A 22,940-nucleotide genomic window follows, 5' to 3' on the forward strand; every position below is an offset into this window, starting at 1 on the left:
GAATTTCAGGATCTTCCCGCATGATGTTTCTACGCTCCCTGGCCGTGATCTGCTTTTCCGCGTTGGTGGCCACGCCGTCGCTGGCACAGGACCGCCGCGTGCCGACTTCCCCCGCGGAGTTGAAACTCTCCTACGCGCCGATCGTGCAACGCGTGCAGCCCGCTGTGGTCAACGTCTATGCCGCCAAGGTGGTGCAGAACCGCAATCCGCTGCTCGACGATCCGATCTTCCGCCGCTTCTTCGGCGTGCCCGGCCAGCAGCCGGAACAGATGCAGCGCTCGCTGGGATCCGGCGTGATGGTGGATCCGTCCGGCCTGGTGGTGACCAACAACCACGTCATCGAAGGCGCCGATCAGGTCAAGATTTCGCTGTCCGACAAGCGCGAATTCGAGGCCGAGATCGTGCTCAAGGACAGCCGCACCGATCTGGCGGTGCTGCGGATCAAGGATGGCAAGGAAAAATTCCCGACGCTCGATTTTGCCAATTCGGATGAATTGCTGGTCGGCGACGTCGTGCTGGCGATCGGCAATCCGTTCGGCGTCGGGCAGACCGTCACCCACGGCATCATTTCGGCGCTGGCGCGCACGCAGGTCGGCATCACCGACTACCAGTTCTTCATTCAGACCGATGCCGCGATCAACCCCGGCAATTCCGGCGGCGCGCTGGTCGACATGACCGGCAGGCTCGCCGGCGTCAACACCGCGATCTTCTCGCGCTCCGGCGGATCGCAGGGCATCGGTTTTGCGATCCCCGCCAACATGGTGCGCGTCGTGGTCGCCTCCGCCAAGAGCGGCGGCAAGGCCGTCAAGCGGCCATGGCTCGGCGCGCGATTGCAGGCGGTGACGCCTGAAATCGCCGAGACGCTCGGGCTTCGCGTTCCCTCCGGCGCGCTGGTCGCCAATGTCACCGCCAGCAGCCCGGCGGCACGGGCCGGATTGAGACTGTCCGACCTGATCGTCGCGATCGACGGTCATGCCGTCGACGATCCCAATGGCTTCGATTACCGCTTCGCCACCCGGCCGCTCGGCGGCAGCTCGCAGATCGACGTGCAGCGCGCCGGCAAGACGGTCAAGCTGACCGTCCCGCTGGAAACCGCGCCCGACACCGGGCGCGACGAGATCGTTTTGACATCGCGCTCGCCGTTCCAGGGCGCGAAGGTTGCGAACATATCGCCGGCGGTGGCCGACGAGTTGCGCATTGACGCGGACACCAAGGGCGTCGTGGTGACGGAACTGGCGGAAGGCAGCACCGCCGCCAGCGTCGGTTTCCAGAAGGGCGACATCATCCTTGGGGTCAACAACCAGAAGATCACCAGGACAGGCGATCTCGAAAAGGCCACGCGCGAGACCGCGCGAATCTGGCGCATCACCGTGGTACGGGGCGGCCAGCAGATCAACGTCACGCTCGGCGGATGAGCCCGAAGCGACCACACGAAGCTACCAACCTGTTCGCTGCCGCAGGAATGGAGCAGGATGCGCCGCGTCCGCTCCCGGACCGGCTGCGGCCGCGTACGCTGTCGGACGTGGTCGGACAGGACCATATCCTCGGCCCCGACGGCGCGCTGACGCGGATGCTGGCGACGCGCACGCTGGGTTCGCTGATCTTCTGGGGCCCGCCGGGCACCGGCAAGACCACGGTGGCGCGGCTGTTGGCCGATGCCACCGAACTGCACTTCGAGCAGATTTCCGCGGTGTTTTCCGGCGTCGCCGATCTCAAGAAGGTATTCGACGCGGCGCGGGCCCGGCGCGAGATGGGCAAGGGCACGCTGTTGTTCGTCGACGAGGTGCACCGCTTCAACCGCGCGCAGCAGGATTCCTTTCTGCCTGTCATGGAAGACGGCACCGTGGTGCTGGTCGGCGCGACTACCGAAAATCCCTCGTTCGAACTCAACGCCGCTCTGCTGTCGCGGGCGCGCGTGCTGGTGTTCCATTCGCTCGATGCCGCCGCGATCGAAAAACTGTTCGCCCATGCCGAGAACATCGAGGGCAGGAAACTGCCGCTCGACGCGGAAGCGCGTGCGGTGCTGGCGCGGATGGCCGACGGCGACGGCCGCGCCGCGCTGACATTAGCCGAAGAGGTCTGGCGCTCTGCGCGCGAGGGCGAGATATTCAATGCGGCAGCGCTGCAGGACGTCCTGCAGCGCCGTGCGCCGATCTACGACAAGTCCGCCGACGGCCATTACAACCTGATCTCGGCGCTGCATAAATCCGTGCGTGGCTCCGATCCGGACGCAGCGCTCTATTATCTCGCGCGTATGCTGGACGCCGGCGAGGACCCGCTGTTCCTGGCCCGCCGCGTGGTCCGCATGGCGGTCGAGGACATCGGTCTTGCCGATCCGCAGGCGCTGGCGATCTGCAACGCCGCCAAGGACGCCTATGATTTCCTCGGGTCTCCCGAAGGCGAACTCGCGATCGCGCAGGCCGTGATCTATCTCGCCACTGCGCCGAAATCCAACGCCGCCTACAAAGCCTTTGGCGCGGCGATGCAGGTGGCGAAAGAGGGCGGCTCATTGCTGCCGCCGAAGCACATCCTGAACTCGCCGACCAAACTGATGAAGTCGGAAGGCTATGGCGGCGGCTACCAATACGATCACGACGCCCCCGACGCATTTTCCGGTCAGGACTATTTCCCGGAAGCGCTGGGCCGCCAGACTTTTTACGATCCGCCCGATCGCGGCTTCGAGCGCGAGATCAGGAAGCGGCTGGATTACTGGGCGAAGCTGCGCAGGGAGCGCGGCTAGATCATCTTTCGGTCAGTGTTCGCTGCGCTCGCAATGACGGTTGTTAGACCGCTTATTTCCCCGCCTTCACGAAATCCAGAATCTCACCGGTCAGCCGCGTGTCCTTGGTGTTGATCGAATACACCTCCGACATGTGGCTGTGCTGCGGAACCAGCAAAGCACGGGCGCATCCGCTCGCGCGCTTGCACGTCGCTTGCTTTGCCAGATCGAATTGCAGCACAAAGCCGGAGGGGTCCAGTTCGGCGACAGCCAGCATCAGCGGGATGTTGGTTGTCGCTAAGCCCGACAGCGAGGATCGTTCGGCGTAGCGCGCGGGATCGGCGCCGAAGTAGGCGCGCCCGGAATCGGCGAGCGGCGTCGCTGTCACGTCGTAGATGCCTGAGACCATGATCGCGCCGGCCAGGCCGCCGCCCTTCACCTTGTGAAATTCGGGATGCGATACATAGCTCGCGACGTGAACCGCGCCGGCGGAGTGTCCCATCAGATAGATCCGCCCGGGATCGCCGCCACGCTCGCCGATCTTGTCCGAGATCCATTGAACCGCGGTGGCGAGATCCTCGGCGCCCGCCGGCCAGGGGTGCAGCGGCGCGAGGCGATAGCTGACGTTGACGCCGACAAATCCGTTCTTCGCCGCCCACAGCATGATGTTGTCATAGAACGGGCTGGTCGGTGTCGTCCGCTTGTTGCCGCCCACGTAGGCGCCGCCATGGACGAAGATCAGCACCGGCCGGGCCGATGCCACCGTCTCCGGCACGAAGATATCGAGCAGGTTACGATCGGCCGGACCGTATTTGACGTCGCGCTCGACCTTGACACCGTAATACGGCTCCTTTTCCTGCAGCGGCGCATAGAGCGCGACGGTCTTCGGCGGGTCGATGACGCGGCCAAGTTCCAGCAGCTTCCAGGCCAGATCCTCCGGCATCGGGCTTTGCTGCGCCAAGGCCACGCCCGCGAACATGGTCGCAACGACGGTCAAGGCCGCTCTTGATACTGCCATCCGGACTGCCCCACGTTTCCTGGTCGTTTGCCCTAGCATGACCGATCCTGCGGCGGATTTGTACCGATTCACCGTGACGATTCGCTGCTTTTGCGCTACCCAACGGCTTCATCCGGAGCCGCAGCAATATGAGCCGTCGCGTCAAGAAACCTCTTCGTCCGGCGGGCGATCGCCCCAAGGGCGCGCGTCCCTACCGGGGCTCGCAGGCCGAGCGGCCGGCGCATCGTCCGGGCGGCAAACCGCCGGCGCGTTTTCCGGCCCCGCGCGCGGCGAAGCCGGCGCCGTTCATTCCCGAGCCTGCGAAAATTGTCCCTGAGCCGCCGCCGTTGCCCACCAAGGTGCAGACCGTGGTGGTGACGGCCGACGAGAACAACATGCGCGTCGACCGCTTCCTGGAAGCGCGCTTTCCCGGCCTGTCGTTCTCCCACATTCAGCGCATCGTCCGCAAAGGCGAGTTGCGCGTCAACGGCAAGCGCGCCGACAGCAAGGACCGGCTGGAGGAGGGCCAGAGCGTCCGCATTCCGCCGCTCAAGCTCGATGCGCCGAAGGTTGCGGGAAACCTCTCCGAGGCGGGGGCGAAGACGCTTCAAGCCCTCAAGGACATGATCCTCTATGAGGACGCCGACGTCATGGTGCTGAACAAGCCCGCGGGGCTGGCAGTGCAGGGCGGTTCCGGCACCACGCGGCACATCGACCAGATGCTGGAAGTGATGCGCGATGCCAAGGGGCAGAAGCCGCGGCTGGTGCACCGGCTCGACAAGGAAACCGCCGGCTGCCTGCTGATCGCGAAGACGCGCTTCGCGGCGACCGCGCTGACCGGATCGTTCCGTCATCGCTCGGCGCGCAAGATCTACTGGGCGCTGGTTGCAGGCGTGCCGAAGCCGAAGCAGGGCCGCATCTCGACCTATCTCGCCAAGGACGAGGGCGAGGACGATACCATCATGCGCATCGCCGCCCATGGCGACGAGGGCGCCAGCCACGCCGTGACCTACTACGCTGTGGTGGAGACCTCGGCGCAGAAGCTCGCCTGGGTATCGCTGAAGCCGGTCACCGGGCGGACCCATCAGTTGCGCGCGCACATGGCCCATATCGGCCACGCCATCGTCGGCGATCCCAAATATTTCAACAAGGAAAACTGGGAGCTGCCGGGCGGACTGCAGAAGCGGCTGCATTTGCTGGCGCGGCGGATCGTGATTCCGCACCCGCGCGGCGGAATGATCGACGTGACCGCGCCGCTGCCGCCGCACATGCTGCAATCATGGAACCTGCTCGGCCTGGAAGCCGACCGCTTCGATCCGATCGAGAACGCGCCTGAAGAATAGTTCAGGTACGATCTCCTTGCGGTTGCGGGAGGGGATCACGACATACCCTCGCATGAAGCGATCATCGATCTTCGTTGTTGGCGCGGTTATGCTGGCGCTGGTTGCCGCAAGCGCCGCTTCCGCGCAGCAGCAATTCATTCCGCCGGGCGGCTCGCAGTACAACCCGCCGCTGCCGCCGCCGCCGGCTGTCCCGAAGATCGAGGTGCCCGCGATTCCGAAAATGGACGCGCCGCCGACGCCGCCGCGCGTCCAGGGTTTGCAGCGCGGCTCGTTCAGCGACCGCATCAGCAAATGCCTCGACGATGCCGCCGCTTCCGGACTGGGCCCCAACGAGCGCGCGGCCTATTCGCGTTCCTGTGCCAATCAGTAGGCCTGCGAACCGGCGCGCGTGCTCATGCGCGAGATTGCCTGGCGCGCCCCACTCGATGTGAACAGCGCCCGCCGACGCATCTCATCAGGTCCTTGCCTTCCTATTGATTGACTCGCGGGGCAGGCACCGAACTGCTAGATCTGCGATACCGGCGCACCAAGGGGACCCGGCATCGGGGGCGCGCCATGAAGATCATACTGGACATTTCCAAGCTGGTCGAAGAAGGCAAACTGACGCGCGAGGAAGCCGACAGGCTCACGGCGCTCGCTGCGCATGATACGGGCTCGTTTGGAGTCAACGTCCTGATCGGATTCGGCGTGGTCGCTATCGCGGCAGGCGCAGTGGCGCTGGTGCCGACGCCGCTGACGGCGGTAGGCCTGGGGCTCGCACTTTTCGCCGCAGGCAGCGCGATCACGATCAACCGCGTGCAGCAATGGATACTGCTCGGGCAGATCTGCCTCGTTATAGGTGCACTGATGTTCGGCGGCGGCGTGATCGCCTTCGGGGCCGGCTCGCTTGCGTCCATGCTGATCGTTATGGGCGCCTTCGGGATCGCGGCCATCGCCGCCCGCTCGAGCCTCTTGATGGCGTTGGCGGTGCTGGCGGCCTCCGCCTGCCTCGGTGCGCGCACCGGTTATAGCCACGCGGTCTATTCGCTGGCGATCTTCGAGCCGACGCTCACCGTCATGCTGTTTTCCGCGCTGGCGCTGATCGCCTACCAGGCTTCGCAACGCCTGTCGGCCGACTGCGAGCGGCTCGCGATCACAGCCGCGCGTACCTCGCTGCTGCTGGTCAATTTCGGCTTCTGGATCGGCTCGCTATGGGGCGATCCGCTGATGCTGATGCGCTCGATGAATGCCAAGGATGCATCGTTGGCGTTCATGACCAAGATTGTCATCCCGGCCTCGGTGTTCAGCATCCTCTGGGCAGTGGTCTTGCTGGGCGCCGGGATCTGGGCGCTGCAGGTCAACCGCCGCTGGTTGGTCAATCTCGTTGCCGTCTTCGCCGGCATCCATTTTTACACCCAATGGTTCGAGCGCCTCGGCGCCACGCCGTTGTCGGTGCTGCTCGGCGGGCTTGTGATGTTGGCAAGCGCTGTCGGGCTCTGGATTTTCAACCGGCGCGCCCCGGCCGTCTAGGGCTGCGGGCGAAGCCATCGCGCTTCTAGTTTCTGTATTGCGCGAGGAACATGCGCAGTGAATCGTGCGGGCTCTCGACATCCGAAATCACCCAGCCGTCGGGGCCGTTGACGAGAATGAAGTTCAACGTCACCGCGCGGCCCTGGTTGTCGAAGGCGGCGGCCACATAGGTTTTGTCGAATTGCCTGCGCAGGATCGATATCGAGACGGCGCCAAGTTTCCGCTCGGGCTCTGCACCAGGAAGTCGTAGGGATGGCTCTTCAGAGAGATCCAGGCGGCGCGCAAGCCGGGATCGAAGAACTGGGCAGCGGTCGCTGCATCGCGCGTCAGCCCGTTCGACAGAGCGGACGAGCGGTCGCCGTAGTAGGCGTAGACGTTCCTGACCAGCGATTCCGGCGAGCGGAACCCGGCCTCGAGGCTTGCGCAGCCGAGACCGCTCATTAGCGCCAGAATGGCCGCCGATATCCGCGCCATCATCGGCCGGCTCGCTTTATTTGCACCCATCGATGTCGTATTCTCTTTGTGAAAACTATCACCGGCGCGAGAGACGGAAAACCGCATGCGCGAACTATTCGATGAAGTGGCAGGACAATCGCCGCTCGATCCGGAGGAGGCGGTGCGCCGTACGACGCGCACCCCGCGGCGCAAGCGCTTTTACGCTCGCGCCGGCGTCGTCGAGACCGCGGACGGTTTCGCGATCACGCTGGATGGCAAGCCGATCCGCACGCCATCGGGGCGTCCGCTGGAGGCGCCGACCCGGGAAATCGCCAACGCCATCGCGGTGGAGTGGGAGGCGCAGCAGGAATTGATCGATCCCCTGACCATGCCGCTGACGCGCTTCGCCAACAGCGTCGTCGATGGCGTGGTCGAGCGGGTAGAGGCGGTCGCCGACGATGTCGCGAAATATCTCGGCACCGATCTGTTATTTTACCGCGCCGGTCATCCGGAAGCGCTGGTGGCGCGGGAAGCCAAGCATTGGGACCCGGTCGTGTTCTGGGCCGCCGAGACGCTGGGTGCGCATTTCATGCTGGCCGAAGGCATCGTGCATGTCCGCCAGCCCGAGCCGGCGATCGCGGCGGCGCGCGCGGCTTTCCCCGACGATCCCTGGTCGATCGCCGCCCTGCATGTGGTCACGACCGTGACCGGATCGGCGCTGCTCGCGCTGGCGCTGCTGCACGGCGTGCTCGACCAGGAGCGGGTCTGGGCCGCCGCCCATGTCGATGAGGACTGGAACATCGAGAAATGGGGCGTGGACGAGGAGGTGGCGGCGCGCCGCGCGGCGCGGCTGGTCGATTTACGGGCCGCCGCCCATATTCTCAAGGCGCTGAATCCCGGCGCATGATCCGCCGAGGTGCGCGCGGCCCGGCGTTCAGGGTCATGCGTTCATTCAGCGAATTGGAGGCGCGAGCGGACGCGAAACCGATTCGGCCGCCCGTTCGCAGCAAAGAACGACAGGATCGCTGACCTTCTTGTGTCAAGTGATGTGACATTCCCTCGTGGCCGATTTCCATCGTATGTTGCAGATCAGTGACATTCAATCGTACTGACTCCGCCTAGGATCCTCATTGCGTTTCCGTTAATTTCCGGGGGACCCCATGAAAAATTCATTGGCGGCAGCGGCTATTTTGGCGATGGGGGCGACGGCTGCCCAGGCGGCCGATCTGCCTTACAGGAAGGCCCCTCCCGTAGCGGTCGCTCCCGCTTACGATTGGACGGGGTTCTACGTCGGCGCTAATGCCGGATGGGTCGGCTCCGTCAACAATGATGTCGGTTTGACGGGAACGGATACCGGTGGCGGCGGCTTCGGATCGGAACTCGCCGATGGATCGACGCCTAGGACTTTCAACACGCGTTACAGTGGCTTCATCGGCGGCGGCCAGGTCGGCTACAATAAGCAGTTCGGTACTTGGCTCCTCGGCGTCGAGGCAGACATCATGGGATCGAACGCCAGCGCCAGCGCCACCCATATCAATCTTCCCCAGCCGCCGTTCCCGGCTCGCTCCGCGATAACGACAGTTGTCTCGAACAAGCTGAACTATCTGGGCACCGTCAGGGGCCGCCTTGGCGTTGTGGTCAATAATCCCTTGCTGCTTTACGTGACGGGCGGTCTCGCCTACGGCCAGACCGAGCTTGGGGTCAGTTCGGTTTGCCCGACTTGCGGTCCGGCGCGTAATCTCGCCACAACGAGCGGCCCGACCAACTTTGGTTGGACGGTAGGCGCAGGCGCCGAGTGGATGTTCGCTGCGAATTGGACCGCCAAGGTTGAATACCTCTATTATGACCTCGGTACCAACACGACGGCGCCGCTCGTCTATAACTACGGTGCAAGCACGTCCACGCTGACCGCCTCGATAAGGGAGACGGGTCAGCTCGCGCGCGTCGGTATCAACTACAAATGGGGCGGCCCACTCGTCGCGAAATACTGATCTTCCTTCCGATCAATTCAAAGGCCTCGGCATTGCCGGGGCTTTTTTGTAGCGTCTGCCTTGCCGTCGTGGCCGGCGCCTGCTGGGGCATTAGATTAACGAGAGGTTTACGACGCTGGGCTAGCCTTCGCCGTCCAGCGAGACCGCCCGATGCCCTTGACCGTCAATCCGATCCTTTCCGTCGTTGCCGCGCAAGGGCCGGCGCGCGACCTCGTGCTGCAGCCGGGGACGGTGGTCGACGCCAAGGTGATGCAACTGCTCGCCGACAATCTGGTGCGGATCTCGATCGCCAACATGTCGATCGATGTCGTCTCGGAAGTGCCGCTGCAGGCCGGACAAGCTTTGCGGCTGGCGGTGTCGCAGAACGAAGGCGGTATCCGGCTCGCGGTGGTCGGGCAGGGCGCCGGCGCGGCCGCCGACACCGTGACACTGACGCCGGGTGCGCTGGTCGACGCGCCGGCCAATCCGGCCGTGATCGGTGCGCCCGCCAAAGACATTCTGACGCCGATCGAGAAGCTCGCGGTGTCCACGGCGGCGCAGGCCGCCGCCACGCAGCAAGGCAGTCTGGCGCCGCTGTTCGCGGACGCCAGTTCCGCCGTGTCGTCGCATGCGCTGCCGGCGAACCTGCAAACCGCGGTGACGCAATTGCTGGCGCAGCGCACCAGCCTCGATCAAAACCTGACAGGCAGCGAGATCAAGAATGCCTTTCAGAAATCCGGGCTGTTTCTCGAGGCTTCGCTGGCGTCGGGATTGGTTGCGCCTGGGGCCGCCGGCGTTCCAGATCTCAAGGCTGCGCTGATCGTGCTTCGCCAGACGCTGCTGTCGTCGCTCGCCGCAGCACGGGGGCCTGCTCAGGGACCGGCCACGGATGTCGCGGCATCGCCGGCGCTTGCTCCGTCGCTGTCGCCGGATGTCGAGGTGCAGGAAATTCTGCTGCCGCAGACGCGGCTCGCGGTCGCGGCGGATTCCCTGGCATTGAGGGGCGGATCGCGCGCCGCGGCCGGCGCCGCGCTGACCTTGTTGCAGGAGGGACTGCAGGAACTCGGCAAGGCCTCGCTGGCGCCGGGAGCCGTGCGAGACCTGCGCAGCGAAGACGTCACCTTCCATACCAACGTGCCGCCGCCGCCGTTCCGCGGCGCGCAACCGACGGCCCAGCCCATCGCCTTGCCGTCGCTCCCACCGGATGCACCGCTCGCCACCACAGCGCATCATCTGCTCGGCGATACCGACGCCGCGATTGCGCGCCAGACCCTGCTGCAGGTGGCTTCACTGCCCGACCGTGTCGATGCGTCTCCGGCACGGATCGATCCGGCGGCGCCGCGCTGGCATTTCGAAATTCCGTTTGCGACGCCACAGGGAACCGCGCTGGCGCAGTTCGAAATTTCCCGCGACGGCGGCGGCAGCGAGGTCGAGGCCGCCAAGCGGGTATGGCGGGCGCGGTTTTCGCTCGACGTCGAACCGGCCGGTCCCGTACATGCGCTGGTGTCGCTGGTCGATGACAAGACCTCGGTGCGGATGTGGGCGGAACGGCCCGCGACCGCGGCGCAACTGCGTGCCGGTGCCGCGCAGCTCAGTCAGGCGCTGAGCAGGGCCGAGCTCGTGCCCGGCGATATCGTGATCCGCGACGGCACTCCGCCGCAATCGGCGCCCGCGCCCGCCGGGCATTTCCTGGACCGCGCGCTATGACCGTGGAAACCAAGAGGCAGGTTGCGGTCGCGCTGCATTACGACAAGACCGGCGCGCCGCGCGTCGTCGCCAAGGGCAAGGGCTCGATCGGCGCCAAGATCATCGAAGTCGCCAAGGCCCACGACATTCCGATCGAGGAGAACGAGGTGCTCGCCGGCGCGCTCTCCAACGTCGAGATCGGCGACGAGATTCCGGCCGAGCTCTACAAGGCGGTGGCGGAAGTGCTGGTGTTCGTGCTGCGGCTGTCGGGGCGGATTCGCTAGGCCGCATTTCCGGTCATCATTATTTTACCACGATGCCGGATGCATCGTCGGCCGCCTTCAACGCCATCGGATGCTCCCCGTGATCAATCGCCGTCATGCGCTCGGCCTCTTTGCCGCCGCCAGCCTTTTGTCTTCCCGCAGTTATGCCAATGTCGCGTATCAGCGCAGCGAGATCCGCGCGGATCTGGCGAAACGCTTCGCCGACGAGGGAACGCCTGGCACCTTCGTCGGCTACAAGACCGACGATTATCTGATCATCGCCAGCGACAAGGATCGTTCCGGCGAAGCGAAGCTGCCGGCCTCGACCTTCAAGATTCCGAATTCGATCATCGCGCTGGAGACCGGCGTGGTCGAAGACCCGGACAAGGACGTCTTCAAGTGGGACGGCGTTACCAGAAGCATCGAAGCGTGGAACAAGGACCACACCTTGCGCACGGCGATCGCCGCCTCCGTGGTGCCCGCCTATCAGGAGATCGCCCGGCGCATCGGGCCCGAGCGGATGCAGAAATATCTCGACCTCTTCGAATATGGCAACCGCAACATCGGCGGCGGCATCGACCAGTTCTGGCTGACCGGCGATCTGCGCATCGATCCGGTGCAGCAGATCGATTTCGTCGACCGGCTGCGGCGCGGCGTGTTGCCGGTGTCGAAACGCAGCCAGGATCTGGTGCGCGATATCCTGCCGGTGACAAAAGTCGGCGATGCCGTGATCCGCGCCAAGACCGGGTTGTTGGGCGCCGAGCGCGGCGAGCCCTCGCTCGGCTGGCTGGTGGGCTGGGCCGAGAAGGGCAGCGCCATTACCGTGTTCGCGCTCAACATGGATTGCCGCGAGCCGCGCCATGTCGCCAGCCGCATCAAGGTGGCGCAGCAATGCCTTGCCGATATCGGCGCGATCTGATCCGCTGCGGCGAGCAGAGGAACCGGAGATGACCGACGTGTCGCATGATCCCGCCCCGCGATCCCTCCGCGAGATCGCAAGCTTCCACGCCCACGTCTATTACGATCCCTACGCGACGCGGCCGGAGGCCGAGCGGCTGCGGGCATGGATCGGCGAGCGGTTTTCCGTGACGCTCGGCCGCTGGCACGACGTCAAGGTGGGCCCGCACGACCAGGCGATGTTTCAGGTCGCCTTCGCGACGGAAATCTTTCCGGAGCTGGTGCCGTGGCTGATGCTCAACCATGGAAGCCTGAGCATCCTGGTGCATCCGAACACCGCCAACCCGCGCCGGGATCATCTCGGCGATCCGCTCTGGATCGGGCCGGCGCTCGACCTGCATGGCGAGAAGCTGCCGGAAGAGGGCCCCATGGAGCAGGCGCCGGCGCCGAACACCCATCCGGTTCTCCGTCCGTAACCGGGATACTTGCTGCCGCGCGGCGAGAACCCTGCCGCCGCAGTATCAGGTCGCCTTCGCCGCATCCTTGCCGATCCGGCCGAGATGGGTGAAGCCGAAACCGGTGGAATATTTCAGGCCGTAGCCGAGTGCGCGGTCGATGCCGATATGGGCCAGCCAGATCATCGCGAGCGAGAGCGTGAGCGGCGAGGGAAGCGCCAGGCCCGTCGTCATCAGCGCCATCGGTGCCAGATAGCTGTGGGCGGCGTTATAGACGGCTGCCCCGATCCGGGGGCCTGCGAGGTATCCTGCGAAGCTCAGATCGGGCGCCAGGAACAAGAGGGCGTAGACCCACCACGATCCCTCCCATACCGCGTAAAGCAGGGTCATGCCCGCAAACAGCGCCAGTCCCTCCAGCCGTAGCAGCGTCCGCGCCCCACCTATGGCGGCGCCTGTCGCGCCCCCGCTTGCGATATCAGTCATCTCGTCGCCTCCGTTGGGCCACCGGATATAGGCGGCCCTGGTAAGGAGTGCCAGAGGGCCGGGAAGGGCGTTTCCCGCCCGCGAAATGCCGTGTTAGAAGCCTTGCCAAATCCTGCGGCAAATACGGGCGGAAGCAGATGAAGGACATCCTGGACACCCTCGAAGAACGGCGCGCCGGCGCCAAGCTCGGAGGCGGCGAAAAGCGCATCGAGGCGCAGCACGCCCGCGGCAAGCTGACCGCACGGGAGCGCATCGAGCTCCTGCTCGACAAGGGGTCGTTCGAGGAGTTCGACATGTTCGTCGAGCACCGCTCGACCGAATTCGGCATGGAGAAATCAAAAGTGCCGGGCGACGGCGTCGTCACCGGCTGGGGCACCGTCAACGGCCGCAAGACCTTCGTCTTCGCCAAGGACTTTACCGTGTTCGGCGGCTCGCTGTCGGAAACCCACGCGCAGAAAATCGTAAAAATCCAGGACATGGCGATGAAGGCGAGGGCGCCGATCATCGGGCTCTATGACGCCGGGGGTGCGCGCATCCAGGAAGGCGTCGCAGCACTGGCGGGCTATTCCTACGTGTTCCGCCGCAACGTGGTTGCGTCGGGCGTGATCCCGCAGATCTCCGTCATCATGGGCCCCTGCGCCGGCGGTGACGTCTATTCGCCCGCCATGACGGACTTCATCTTCATGGTGAAGAACACCTCTTACATGTTCGTCACCGGCCCCGACGTGGTGAAGACCGTCACCAACGAGGTGGTCACGGCCGAAGAACTCGGCGGCGCCTCCGTGCACGCCACCCGTTCCTCGATTGCCGATGGCGCCTTCGAGAACGACGTCGAGACGTTGTTGCAGATGCGCCGGCTGATCGATTTCCTGCCTTCCAACAACACCGACGGCGTGCCGGAATGGCCGAGCTTCGACGACATCGAGCGGGTCGACATGTCCCTGGACACGCTGATCCCGGATAATCCGAACAAGCCCTACGACATGAAGGAGCTGATCCTGAAAGTCGTCGACGAGGGCGACTTCTTCGAGATCTCCGAGATGTTTGCCAAGAACATCGTCACCGGCTTCGGCCGCATCGCCGGCCGCACCGTCGGCTTCGTCGCCAACCAGCCGATGGTGCTGGCCGGCGTGCTCGACAGCGACGCCTCGCGCAAGGCCGCGCGCTTCGTTCGTTTTTGTGATGCCTTCAACATCCCGATCGTCACTTTCGTCGACGTCCCGGGCTTCCTGCCGGGCACCGCGCAGGAATATGGCGGGCTGATCAAACACGGCGCCAAGCTGTTGTTCGCCTACAGCCAGTGCACCGTGCCGCTGGTCACCGTGATCACGCGCAAGGCCTATGGCGGCGCGTTCGACGTGATGGCCTCGAAGGAAATCGGCGCCGACGTCAACTACGCCTGGCCGACCGCGCAGATCGCCGTGATGGGCGCCAAGGGCGCGGTGGAAATCATCTTCCGCGCCGACATCGGCGACGCCGATAAGATCGCCGCGCGCACCAAGGAGTATGAGGACCGCTTCCTGTCCCCCTTCATCGCCGCCGAGCGCGGCTACATCGACGACGTCATCATGCCGCACTCGACCCGCCGCCGCATCGCGCGGGCACTGGCGATGCTGAAGGACAAGCATGTCGAGATACCGATGAAGAAGCACGATAACTTGCCGTTGTAAAAACTTACCTCAAACTGTAAAGTTGTTAATTTAAGCAACAAATCTACTGAGTGATATGCGATGATTTTGGGTTTAGAATGGACTCGCGCCATCCCCCTGAAGGATGCATCAAAGGAAAATCTTATTTATTCGATTCCGTTAGACAAGCTACCCAGTGCGCCCGGGATATATGTGTTCGGGCGGCGGTATGGGCAAAAATTTGAGGCGCTCTACGTTGGCAAGGCCAACAAGATACGTGGTCGCGTCAAGGGTCAATGCAACAACCTTCGCCTCATGCAACATTTGAAGAATGCCAAGTCCGGAAAACGGATCGTTTTGGCTGCCCGATTCATAGCAAGGCCGGGACAGCAGAAGCCCAACTGCCTCTCATTGATTGAACGCGCCCTTATTCGATACTTTCTCTCGGAGGGGCATGACCTTGTGAACAAGCAGGGTGTTAGGATTCGTCGTCACGAGATTACTTCTGCCGGAAAGCACCCCAAGCGATATTTCCCCAGTCCAATATTTTTGGAGCGGTGAGGACGATGCTCGCTGCAGGCATGAGCTCGACGATAGCTAAAGCCCTGTCGAAGGCCATCTCCCCGTTAACTGGAGAGGTCACCAAGGAATTATCTGGCTATTTGGGTGATCAGATAAGGTTCATGAGATGGAAAAGTGCTATTCATATTGTGAAGCGCGCGAGATTGTTCTGCGATGAAGAGAATCTAGCTCCCGAAAGAATCCCTGTAAAATTTCTAGTGCCGTTCTTGGAAGGCGCCTCATTCGAAGATGTAGAATCTGATCAATCAATTGCGGACATGTGGAGCTCCTTGCTCGGCGCTGCTGTTACAGGCTATCAGGCTCGGCACGCAGTCTATGTCGACATATTGAAGAAGCTATCGACAAAGGAGGCGAGCTATTTTCGAAGCCTCCACTCTCTTATCATGAAGGAGGAGATTTATCAGGATGATGGATTTGATCCTGACATGTGGAGTTCGAACGACAGACAAGACCAGATAGATTTGTTTGTGTCGTCGTTTGAAAGAGAAGGCGGTCAAATCTTGAAGATGTACCGCGAAGGGGATTTTATTCCGACCGAACCCTATGATCAATTAATGAACAGCCTTATGGGCCATTGCATCCGGACTGATGTGATACCTCTCGCATATGATTTGGGCTTTTATCAATCGGAGGGTTGGACGAACGGGATCGGAAGCCCATTCAAACAGTCCGAGGAGCACATCGAAGCGATTTTCAATCTCGTAGCTCTGGGATTGATGGAAAAGTTCGATGTCGCTGCGTGGTACCCGAAGCGGCATCAGGTTGGCAAATGGGCGATACGCGGCACTTGCTCATTCGCAATACTCACGTCTTTGGGTTTTGATTTCATGAAAGCTTGCATGCGAGAAGAGCTGAAATCGCCCAAGGGGAAAAAGGCACGAAGGACGAGTCCCGCAAAGAAGGTCTCTAATCCCAAATAGCGCGCAGGGCAGATTAGCGCAGCGTAATCCACCATGTCTCCGTCCAGCACCGCTTCGGCGGCGGGTCGAGTCCGTCTTGCGTCCTTTTCTCCGTCACTACATTGCCGCGGCAAAAAGAGAGCCCCGCCCCATGTCCACTGTCTTCGCCTTCCTCCACCATCTCTGCGCCTTCACGCTGGTGTCGGCGGTCGCGATCGAGTTCACGCTGGTCCGCGGCGAGCTGACGCTGGCGTCGGCACGCCGGTTGTTGGCGACCGATGCGGTGCTCGGCATTTCGGCCGCCGCGCTGCTGGTGATCGGGCTGTTGCGGGTGTTCTTCTTCGAGAAGGGCGCGGACTACTATTTCCACAATCACGCCTTCCTGGCCAAACTCGCGATCTTCATCGCGGTCGCGCTAATGTCGATCGTGCCGACCCGCGAGTTTCTGTCGTGGCGCGGGGCGCTGCGGGCCGGGCAGGCGCCGGCGGTCAGCGCGAGGAAGCTGGCATTGGTCCGCAGGATCCTGCATGGCGAATTGTTCGCCATCGTCCTGATCCTGCTGTGCGCCGCGATCATGGCGCGCGGCGGCTGGGTTTAAGCTATCATCCACGCCTCCGGAGCCCGCCCATGTCCAAAACCTATTTCGTCGTCCGCGCTACCGTCGCCGATCCCGCGAAGCGCCGGGCGTTCGACGAATGGTACAGCCGCGAGCATCTGCCCGACGCCACCAAGGCGTTCGGGGTGAAGAAGGCGCGGCGGTTCTGGAGCGCCGGCGATCCCGCGCTGCATCTGGCGATGTACGAATTCGCCGACCAGGCCGCGCTCGAGCGCGCCACCGGCGGCGATGCGCTGAAGGCGCTGGTCGCCGAATTCGACCGTTGCTGGCCGGATGTAACGCGCACGCGCGAGGTGCTGGTGCTGGCGGAGGAGGTCGGCTAGGCGAGACGTTTTCCACTCGTCGTCCCCGCGACCGGCAGAGGCGGAAATAGCCTTTCTCTCGCCCCACTTCACCGCCATGCAGCATGATAATAGGCAATCCCGCCGCCGCCGGGCCGCTCGCATGCAGGACTAAAGCCGGGCGAACCGGCTTGCCAAGCCTGCTGCGTGGTGGCCTAATCAGCTTCAAGGTCAAGCAAAAACCATCATCGACAAGGAAACGCATCATGGGCTTTCAATCACGGCGCGCGAACGCGGCCGCCCTTTATCGAACATTGGCTTTGGCGGCCTTTGCGGTCTTCGCACTCGCCGGCGGACCGGCCACAGCGCAGGGCTGGCCGGAACGGCCGGTGACCTTGATCGTGCCGTTTCCGGCCGGCGGCGGCACCGATGCTTTCGCGCGTCCGCTGTCGGCGCAGCTCGACAAGCAGCTCGGTGTACGCGTTCTGATCGACAACCGCGGCGGCGCCGGCGGCACCATCGGTGCGGCAGCGGCGGCCAAGGCCGAACCCAATGGCTACACCTTCTTCGTCGGTGCGGCGCATCATGCGATCGCGCCATCGATCTTTCTCAAGCTCGATTACGACATTGAGAAGGATTTTATCCCGGTTGCCCTGATCGCCGCCCCGCCGCAGGTGATCGTCGTCAATCCCTCCAAAGTTGAGGCCAAGACGCTGGCCGAATTCATTGCCTACCTGAAGGCGAATCCGGGCAAAGTGGATTTTGCCTCTGCAGGTCGCGGAACCACCCATCAGCTGGCGGGCGAATTGTTCAACATCCTCGCCGGCACCAAGATGAATCATGTGCCGTATCGCGGCGCGGGTCCTGCGATGCAGGATCTGGTCTCCGGGCATGTCCATGTGATGTTCGACGGGCTTGGTTCGTCGGCGAACCAGATCCAGGGCGGCACGCTGCGCGCCCTGGCGGTCGCGGCGCCGCAGCGCTCGGCCGCGGTCCCCAATGTGCCGACCGCTGCCGAAGCGGGGCTCAAGGGCTTCGAGGTGTCGACCTGGTATGCGCTGTTCGCCCCGAAGGGCACGCCGCCGGAGGTCATCAAGCGGATGTCGGCCGAAGTGCGCAAGGCACTGGACTCGGAGCCCATCAAGGAAATGTGGGCGAAGAACGGCTCCGCTATCCCGACGCTGATGGGGCCGGAGTTCGGAAAGTTCGTTGCAGCCGAAGTCGTGCGATGGCGCGACGTGGTGCAGAAGGCCGGCATCAAGCCGGAGTGAGCCAGCGCTCGATGTCGATGCAGCTCAATTGAATTGCAGTAAGGACAGGATTTTCATCGACCGGCAGAAGCGGAAGCAGCTTCCGCTTCGCCTTACTTCATCCCCATGCAACTCGCATAGAACGTCGTGGTCGCCGGCCAGTCGGAGAACATGGCGCGCACGCCGACCTGTTGCGCCAGCGCATCGAGCACCGTGAGCGTGTCGCCGTCGCGGTCGATGGCGCGTTTGATCGAGCGGTGATAGAAGCCGCCCCCTTTGCCCAGCGGCCCGTCGCGCTCCAGCGACCAGCCGATCAAATCGAGGCCCGCGGTCTTGGCAGCCCTGGCATATTCCGACGGCACGATCTCGCCCTTGTCGTTCAGCGCCAGCATCAGCGCGATCGGCGGCCCCAGGATCTTCACGCCAGAGGCCTTCAATTCCGCCATCGAAGGTTTCCAGGTTTCGGGCTTTCCGGCGTCAAGGCCCTGCTTCTCGTAACGGTCTTCGAGATAAACCGCCTGCGCCGCGAACTCCGGCGCGGTCTTCACCCAGAACAGGATGTCGGCGAGGCCAAAGCTTTGGGCGAACACGTCGCTCGCGGGGATGCCGGCGGCCTTGTAGGCGTCCAGCATCTGTGCGGCGTATTTCTCCTGGGTGTAGTCGCCGTCGAACGGCATCGGCACTTCAGGCGCTTTCAGTTCGGGCGTGAATTTGGCGCCGAAGCTCCTGATCAGCGCAATGCTCTCGTCGTGGGTCATCAGGGTTCCGGAATTGGCGTAGAGGTCGGTGCGCCAGCGTGGCGTGCCGTTCTGGAAATCGGCCGCGGTGGTGGCGTTCGGGTTCGAACCGTCCATCTTGGCGGTGAGCTGCCTGAATTCGGCGAGCGTGATGTCGCTGGTGCAGCATTTCGCCGCCGCCTTGCGGCCGGTCGCGGGATCGGCCGGGACGAACGGCTGCGAACATTTTGCGGCGAGTTCCGGCACCGACAGGATGTTGGTGGTGGTTGCCAGGTCGCATTGCGAATGCCGGCACACCAGTTGCCGGTCTTTTGTGAACGTCACGTCGCATTCGATCACGCCGGCGCCCATGCGGGCCGCCGCGGTATAGGATTCCCGGCTGTGCTCGGGGAATTGCAGCGCAGCACCACGATGGCCGATCGAAAAGTCGCTTCTGCGGAACGGACCGGTGCACTGGCTCAGCTTCTGCTTCAGCGCTCCGTCCTTCATCTTGTCGACGAGGTAGAACGGTCGCGGGCCGATCTGTGCTTCGGGCAGCGCTACCTGCGCCGCGGCGGGGGAGAGGAGGGCCACGCCCAACAGCGCGGACAACAGCGTGAAACGATGGCGGGTCGGCATGGGCGGTTCCCTCGAGATGATGCGCAGGCTGATATCACCATAGCATTGTGACAGTGGGTGTGGGGTTGCGTAACACAGCCCGGGACCGATGAACGCGCGGTTCAGCGGCTATTCATCTCGCCGCGATCAAACTCGCGTCGCATCACTCACCACTCCTTGCGAAGAGGGAGCTGTCATGGAACGCCGCCATTTTCTGAAACTCGCCGTTGGATTTGCCGCGGGCGCGGCCGCGCTGGCCGCGAGCGCGCAGGCAGCCCCCCTGATGCCGCAACCTCTCGCCGCAGACGGACGGCTGCCGCCGGAGGGTGATGCGCATCCCGCGGTCGTCACCGGAGACGAGGTGGATCGTCTCACGCCCGAGGAAGTGCACTGGGGCCGCGGACGCGGCCATCACCGGGGCTGGGGCAGGCGTCACTGGGGCTGGCGCCGCCGTCATTGGGGCTGGCATCGCCGCCGCTGGCACCGCCGCCGCTACTGGCGCCGCCGTTACTGGTAATATCCCGAATGAAATAGTTCACGGGAGGGCGGGAATCCGTCCTCCCGTTTCCGCGTTGACGACAGGCCGCCGGCTGCTGCCCTTCAAACAAACAAAAGCCCCGCGCGAGCGGGGCTTTGCCGTGAACCTTAATGCCGTCAATAACGGCAACGTCCATGACGCCAGACCATGCCGTAGGGGCAGACGCGGGCGCGAGGCACCACCACGACCGGAGCCGCCCGGTACACCACCGGCGGACGCACCACGACCATGGCGGCATTGGGCCGGCATCCGCCATAGGGGCCGCGATGGAAGCCGCGACCGCATCCGCCGGCGGCATCGGCCGTGGCGCCAAAGCCCACAACCGTGGTCGCAAGCAGGGCCGCTGCGATAAGATACTTCATGGTTTCTCCCTCATTTCGGGCCGCATCGCGCGGCGCCGCAATCCCGGCGATTCGATATGTTGACGAATTGCAACAGATCGAAACATTTCTGCGACCTTAATGAGGCGACCTGAACCCGGAATGAATGCGGGCGCGCTAGACGGTGGCACTCTCGTCAAGCCCGGCCATGAGCACAACGCAACAGTCAGCCGCCAGTCTCGCCGAACAGCGCGGCGAAACGTTTCTCGCCGGTGCGGGTGAAATTGACGACGCGGCTGCCGGGGGTGGCGTCGCGCGCGGCCCATTTCAATTCGGTGAACCGCGCCATGATGGCCGCGCCCAGCGTTCCCGCGAGATGATGGCGGCGCTCGCTCCAGTCCAGGCAGGCCTTGCACAGCGGCCGGCGCGGATGCGCCAGCGAGCCGGCGTCGATCTGCAGCGCTTTCGCCATGAAGCGCTCGCCCTCGGCGGTGAGCTCGATCACCTGCTTGCTTTGCCGCAGCAGCCGCTGCTGCTTCATGCTGTCGAGCATCTGCACGCCGAGATCGCCGGCCAGATGGTCGTAGCAGATCCGCGCCCGGCGCAGCGCCGGATCCTTCGGCCCGGTGCGCACCCGCATGTGGCCGACGCGCGCGGCAAGGCCGGCGAGGCCCTCGAGCACGTCGGCGACGTCGGAATCGCTGAGGCGATAATAGCGGTGGCGGCCCTGTTTCTCCTGCTCGATCAGGCCGCCGGCCTCGAGCTTCGACAAATGCGAGCTCGCGGTCTGCGGCGTGATGCCGGCCTGGTGCGCCAGCTCGCTCGCGGTCAGCGCGCGGCCGGTCATCAGCGCCGTCAGCATGTTGGAACGCGCGGGATCGCCGACCAGTGCGGCGATCATGGCGATATCGGGACCTGCTTTCATAGTTCGATGTTAGACGAAGCATCGACGTCGATCAAGCGGCTATTGTCGGATCCGACAAGTGCTCGGGCTCGTCATTGCCTGCGACAAACGCGAAGCGTTTGCGCAAGGGAGCGCAAGCGATGAAGCAATCCATCGTGCCGATGTGGCAGCATGGATTGCTTCGCTTGCGCTCGCAATGACGATCGCTGGCGCTATGGCGTAAAAAATCCACCGGAGGTTTCCTTGGCCGTCACCGTTTTCATCCGCTACCAGCTCGACCCGTTCAAGCGCGCGATGTTCGAGCAATATTCGAAGAACTGGCTCACCATCATCCCGAAATGCGGCGGCGACCTCTTGGGCTACTGGATGCCGCATGAGGGCACCAACAACATCGCCTTCGCGCTGATTTCGTTCGAAAGCCTCGCGGCCTACGAAAGCTATCGCGCGCGGCTGCGCGCCGACCCCGAAGGCATGGCCAATTTCGATTTTGCCGAGCAAAATAAGTTCATCCTGGCGGAAGAGCGGACATTCTTGCGCCCGGTGATGCGGTAGACTGCCGCGACGCGCAAGGGAGGCGAACATGATTGCCGTGATCTTCGAAGTCTGGCCAAAGCCGGAGCACCGACAGGAATATTTCGATCTGGCCGCCGAACTGCGGCCGGCGCTTCAGACCATCGACGGCTTCATCTCGGTCGAACGCTTCGAAAGCCTGACCGAGAAGGGCAAGATCCTTTCACTTTCGTTCTGGCGCGATGAAGAGGCCGTTGCGGCCTGGCGCAACCTGCCGGGCCACCGCAAGACCCAGGGCAAGGGCCGTGCGGTGATATTCGAGAACTACCGGCTGCGTATTGCCGGGGTCATCCGCGACTACGGCATGACGGATCGTGCGCAGGCGCCGACGGACAGCCGCGCGACCCACGACGCGCACTAGCCTCGAACATGGCGCGCGGATATCTTCGCGGCCCAAACAAGCAATCGAAGGGAGCGACCATGGCGGTCACGACTTCAGACAAGCGCGCGACATTCCGCAAACTGCACGAGGGCGGATGCTTCATCATTCCCAATCCGTTCGACGTCGGCAGCGCCAAGGCGCTGCAGCATCTCGGCTTCAAGGCGCTGGCTTCCACCAGCGCGGGCTTTGCCTGGACCATCGGCAAGGCCGACAACCAGGTCACACTCGACGATGTCTGCACGCATCTTGCTGCGATGTGCGCGGCCGTCGATCTGCCGGTCAATGCCGATTTCGAGGGCGGGTTTGCGCATGAACCGGCGCAGGTTGGCGCCAATGTTGCGCGCGGGGTGTCGACCGGCGTGGCCGGGCTGTCGATCGAGGATTCCACCGGCGATGCGGCCAAGCCGCTTTATGAGCGCGCGGTCGCGATCGAGCGCATCAGGGCGGCGCGGGCCGCGATCGATGCCGACAACAGCGGCGTGCTGCTGACCGGCCGCTGCGAGGCGTTCCTGTGGGGGCTGACGGACCTCGACCTGGTGATCGACCGCTTGAAAGCCTATTCGGAAGCGGGCGCCGATTGCCTCTATGCGCCCGGCATCAAGACCAGGAAGCAGATTTCGGCTGTGGTGAAGGCGGTGCATCCGAAGCCGGTCAATCTCCTGATCGGCGCCTCCGGCCTCAGTCTCGGCGAAGCCGCCGAACTCGGCGTCCGCCGCATCAGCGTCGGCGGTTCGCTGGCGCGGGCGGCGTGGGGCGGCTTCATGCGGGCTGCGAGCGAGATGGCCGGGAAGGGCACCTTCACCGAACTCGCCAATGGTTATTCCGGCGGCGAATTGAACAAGATGTTCCGCTGACAAAAAGACGCGGCGGGCAATTCGT

General features: G+C 63.8%; 25 protein-coding genes and 1 pseudogene. 20 read left to right on the plus strand and 6 right to left on the minus strand.

The window, feature by feature from the left end:
• Positions 1-23 precede the first annotated feature (23 nt).
• Positions 24-1,415 (plus strand): DegQ family serine endoprotease, encoded by a 1,392-nt coding sequence (locus KMZ29_RS12065; RefSeq protein ID WP_369810128.1) that lies wholly within the window; start codon positions 24-26, stop codon positions 1,413-1,415.
• Positions 1,412-2,740 (plus strand): replication-associated recombination protein A, encoded by a 1,329-nt coding sequence (locus KMZ29_RS12070; RefSeq protein ID WP_215623850.1) that lies wholly within the window; start codon positions 1,412-1,414, stop codon positions 2,738-2,740. The genes KMZ29_RS12065 and KMZ29_RS12070 overlap by 4 nt, the downstream gene beginning before the upstream one ends.
• A gap of 52 nt (positions 2,741-2,792) precedes the next feature.
• Here KMZ29_RS12070 and KMZ29_RS12075 read toward each other — a convergent pair whose 3' ends face one another.
• Positions 2,793-3,716 carry an alpha/beta hydrolase gene (locus KMZ29_RS12075; protein ID WP_249779904.1) on the minus strand — a complete coding sequence of 308 codons (924 nt, stop codon included), beginning with the start codon at positions 3,714-3,716 and terminating at the stop codon, positions 2,793-2,795.
• A 149-nt stretch (positions 3,717-3,865) separates the two neighbouring features.
• Between KMZ29_RS12075 and KMZ29_RS12080 the strand changes: the two genes are divergently transcribed.
• The 3 genes from KMZ29_RS12080 to KMZ29_RS12090 all read left to right on the plus strand — a co-directional run bounded on the left by KMZ29_RS12080 (position 3,866) and on the right by KMZ29_RS12090 (position 6,568).
• On the plus strand, positions 3,866-5,059 hold the full coding sequence (locus tag KMZ29_RS12080) for an RluA family pseudouridine synthase (protein ID WP_215623852.1): 1,194 nt from the start codon (positions 3,866-3,868) through the stop codon (positions 5,057-5,059).
• A 52-nt stretch (positions 5,060-5,111) separates the two neighbouring features.
• The gene (locus tag KMZ29_RS12085) at positions 5,112-5,429 is read left to right on the plus strand and encodes a hypothetical protein (RefSeq protein ID WP_215623853.1); all 318 of its coding nucleotides are present in this window, start codon (positions 5,112-5,114) and stop codon (positions 5,427-5,429) included.
• Between the two features lie 185 nt (positions 5,430-5,614).
• Positions 5,615-6,568 carry a hypothetical protein gene (locus tag KMZ29_RS12090; protein ID WP_215623854.1) on the plus strand — a complete coding sequence of 318 codons (954 nt, stop codon included), beginning with the start codon at positions 5,615-5,617 and terminating at the stop codon, positions 6,566-6,568.
• A gap of 25 nt (positions 6,569-6,593) precedes the next feature.
• On the opposite strand, the pseudogene KMZ29_RS12095 reads toward KMZ29_RS12090, so the two are convergent.
• Positions 6,594-7,042, minus strand: a pseudogene (locus KMZ29_RS12095) (hypothetical protein).
• An 85-nt stretch (positions 7,043-7,127) separates the two neighbouring features.
• Between KMZ29_RS12095 and KMZ29_RS12100 the strand changes: the two are divergent.
• The 6 genes from KMZ29_RS12100 (at position 7,128) to KMZ29_RS12125 (ending at position 12,295) form a co-directional block, all read left to right on the plus strand.
• Complete coding sequence (locus KMZ29_RS12100; RefSeq protein WP_215623855.1) at positions 7,128-7,910, plus strand: ATP12 family chaperone protein; 783 nt, start codon at positions 7,128-7,130, stop codon at positions 7,908-7,910.
• A gap of 253 nt (positions 7,911-8,163) precedes the next feature.
• Positions 8,164-8,994: an outer membrane protein gene (locus KMZ29_RS12105; RefSeq protein WP_215623856.1), complete on the plus strand. Its 831-nt coding sequence runs from the start codon at positions 8,164-8,166 to the stop codon at positions 8,992-8,994.
• Positions 8,995-9,144: 150 nt separating this feature from the next.
• The gene (gene fliK / locus KMZ29_RS12110) at positions 9,145-10,680 is read left to right on the plus strand and encodes a flagellar hook-length control protein FliK (RefSeq protein ID WP_215623857.1); all 1,536 of its coding nucleotides are present in this window, start codon (positions 9,145-9,147) and stop codon (positions 10,678-10,680) included.
• The gene (locus tag KMZ29_RS12115) at positions 10,677-10,943 is read left to right on the plus strand and encodes an EscU/YscU/HrcU family type III secretion system export apparatus switch protein (RefSeq protein WP_215623858.1); all 267 of its coding nucleotides are present in this window, start codon (positions 10,677-10,679) and stop codon (positions 10,941-10,943) included. Before fliK ends, KMZ29_RS12115 begins: the two co-directional genes overlap by 4 nt.
• A gap of 70 nt (positions 10,944-11,013) precedes the next feature.
• On the plus strand, positions 11,014-11,841 hold the full coding sequence (gene blaOXA, locus KMZ29_RS12120; RefSeq protein WP_369810101.1) for a class D beta-lactamase: 828 nt from the start codon (positions 11,014-11,016) through the stop codon (positions 11,839-11,841).
• Between the two features lie 28 nt (positions 11,842-11,869).
• Positions 11,870-12,295, plus strand: coding sequence for a DOPA 4,5-dioxygenase family protein (locus KMZ29_RS12125; RefSeq protein ID WP_215623860.1), 426 nt, complete (start codon positions 11,870-11,872; stop codon positions 12,293-12,295).
• Positions 12,296-12,340: 45 nt separating this feature from the next.
• Here the strand turns inward: KMZ29_RS12125 and KMZ29_RS12130 are convergent, their stop codons facing one another.
• Positions 12,341-12,757 (minus strand): DUF4260 domain-containing protein, encoded by a 417-nt coding sequence (locus KMZ29_RS12130; RefSeq protein ID WP_215623861.1) that lies wholly within the window; start codon positions 12,755-12,757, stop codon positions 12,341-12,343.
• A gap of 137 nt (positions 12,758-12,894) precedes the next feature.
• On the opposite strand from KMZ29_RS12130, the gene KMZ29_RS12135 reads away from it, so the two are divergent.
• The 5 genes from KMZ29_RS12135 to KMZ29_RS12155 all read left to right on the plus strand — a co-directional run bounded on the left by KMZ29_RS12135 (position 12,895) and on the right by KMZ29_RS12155 (position 18,034).
• A complete protein-coding gene (locus KMZ29_RS12135) occupies positions 12,895-14,427 on the plus strand; it encodes an acyl-CoA carboxylase subunit beta (RefSeq protein WP_215623862.1) in 1,533 nt (510 codons plus the stop codon).
• Between the two features lie 524 nt (positions 14,428-14,951).
• The gene (locus tag KMZ29_RS12140) at positions 14,952-15,887 is read left to right on the plus strand and encodes an Abi-alpha family protein (protein ID WP_215623863.1); all 936 of its coding nucleotides are present in this window, start codon (positions 14,952-14,954) and stop codon (positions 15,885-15,887) included.
• A 130-nt stretch (positions 15,888-16,017) separates the two neighbouring features.
• On the plus strand, positions 16,018-16,464 hold the full coding sequence (locus KMZ29_RS12145; RefSeq protein ID WP_215623864.1) for a DUF2214 family protein: 447 nt from the start codon (positions 16,018-16,020) through the stop codon (positions 16,462-16,464).
• Between the two features lie 29 nt (positions 16,465-16,493).
• Entirely contained in the window at positions 16,494-16,805 is a 312-nt protein-coding gene (locus tag KMZ29_RS12150) for a hypothetical protein (RefSeq protein ID WP_215623865.1), read from the plus strand.
• Between the two features lie 224 nt (positions 16,806-17,029).
• On the plus strand, positions 17,030-18,034 hold the full coding sequence (locus tag KMZ29_RS12155) for a Bug family tripartite tricarboxylate transporter substrate binding protein (RefSeq protein ID WP_215623866.1): 1,005 nt from the start codon (positions 17,030-17,032) through the stop codon (positions 18,032-18,034).
• Positions 18,035-18,126: 92 nt separating this feature from the next.
• On the opposite strand, the gene KMZ29_RS12160 is transcribed toward KMZ29_RS12155, so the two are convergent.
• Positions 18,127-19,368 (minus strand): glycerophosphodiester phosphodiesterase family protein, encoded by a 1,242-nt coding sequence (locus tag KMZ29_RS12160; protein ID WP_215623867.1) that lies wholly within the window; start codon positions 19,366-19,368, stop codon positions 18,127-18,129.
• A gap of 175 nt (positions 19,369-19,543) precedes the next feature.
• On the opposite strand from KMZ29_RS12160, the gene KMZ29_RS12165 reads away from it, so the two are divergent.
• The gene (locus tag KMZ29_RS12165) at positions 19,544-19,864 is read left to right on the plus strand and encodes a twin-arginine translocation signal domain-containing protein (RefSeq protein WP_215623868.1); all 321 of its coding nucleotides are present in this window, start codon (positions 19,544-19,546) and stop codon (positions 19,862-19,864) included.
• 137 nt (positions 19,865-20,001) lie between these two features.
• Here the strand turns inward: KMZ29_RS12165 and KMZ29_RS12170 are convergent, their stop codons facing one another.
• Entirely contained in the window at positions 20,002-20,247 is a 246-nt protein-coding gene (locus tag KMZ29_RS12170; RefSeq protein ID WP_215623869.1) for a GCG_CRPN prefix-to-repeats domain-containing protein, read from the minus strand.
• Positions 20,248-20,431: 184 nt separating this feature from the next.
• A complete protein-coding gene (locus KMZ29_RS12175; RefSeq protein ID WP_215623870.1) occupies positions 20,432-21,130 on the minus strand; it encodes an ArsR/SmtB family transcription factor in 699 nt (232 codons plus the stop codon).
• Between the two features lie 222 nt (positions 21,131-21,352).
• Between KMZ29_RS12175 and KMZ29_RS12180 the strand changes: the two genes are divergently transcribed.
• Genes KMZ29_RS12180 through KMZ29_RS12190 form a run of 3 tightly spaced genes read left to right on the plus strand, consistent with a single transcriptional unit; the run spans position 21,353 to position 22,915 of the window.
• Positions 21,353-21,661, plus strand: coding sequence for an NIPSNAP family protein (locus KMZ29_RS12180; RefSeq protein ID WP_215623871.1), 309 nt, complete (start codon positions 21,353-21,355; stop codon positions 21,659-21,661).
• 28 nt (positions 21,662-21,689) lie between these two features.
• Positions 21,690-22,040 (plus strand): antibiotic biosynthesis monooxygenase family protein, encoded by a 351-nt coding sequence (locus KMZ29_RS12185; protein WP_215623872.1) that lies wholly within the window; start codon positions 21,690-21,692, stop codon positions 22,038-22,040.
• A 59-nt stretch (positions 22,041-22,099) separates the two neighbouring features.
• The gene (locus KMZ29_RS12190; RefSeq protein ID WP_215623873.1) at positions 22,100-22,915 is read left to right on the plus strand and encodes an isocitrate lyase/PEP mutase family protein; all 816 of its coding nucleotides are present in this window, start codon (positions 22,100-22,102) and stop codon (positions 22,913-22,915) included.
• The last annotated feature ends 25 nt before the right edge of the window (positions 22,916-22,940 follow it).

Origin of the sequence: Bradyrhizobium sediminis, from assembly GCF_018736085.1 — a bacterium.
In the GTDB taxonomy this organism is placed as follows: Bacteria; Pseudomonadota; Alphaproteobacteria; order Rhizobiales; family Xanthobacteraceae; genus Bradyrhizobium; species Bradyrhizobium sediminis.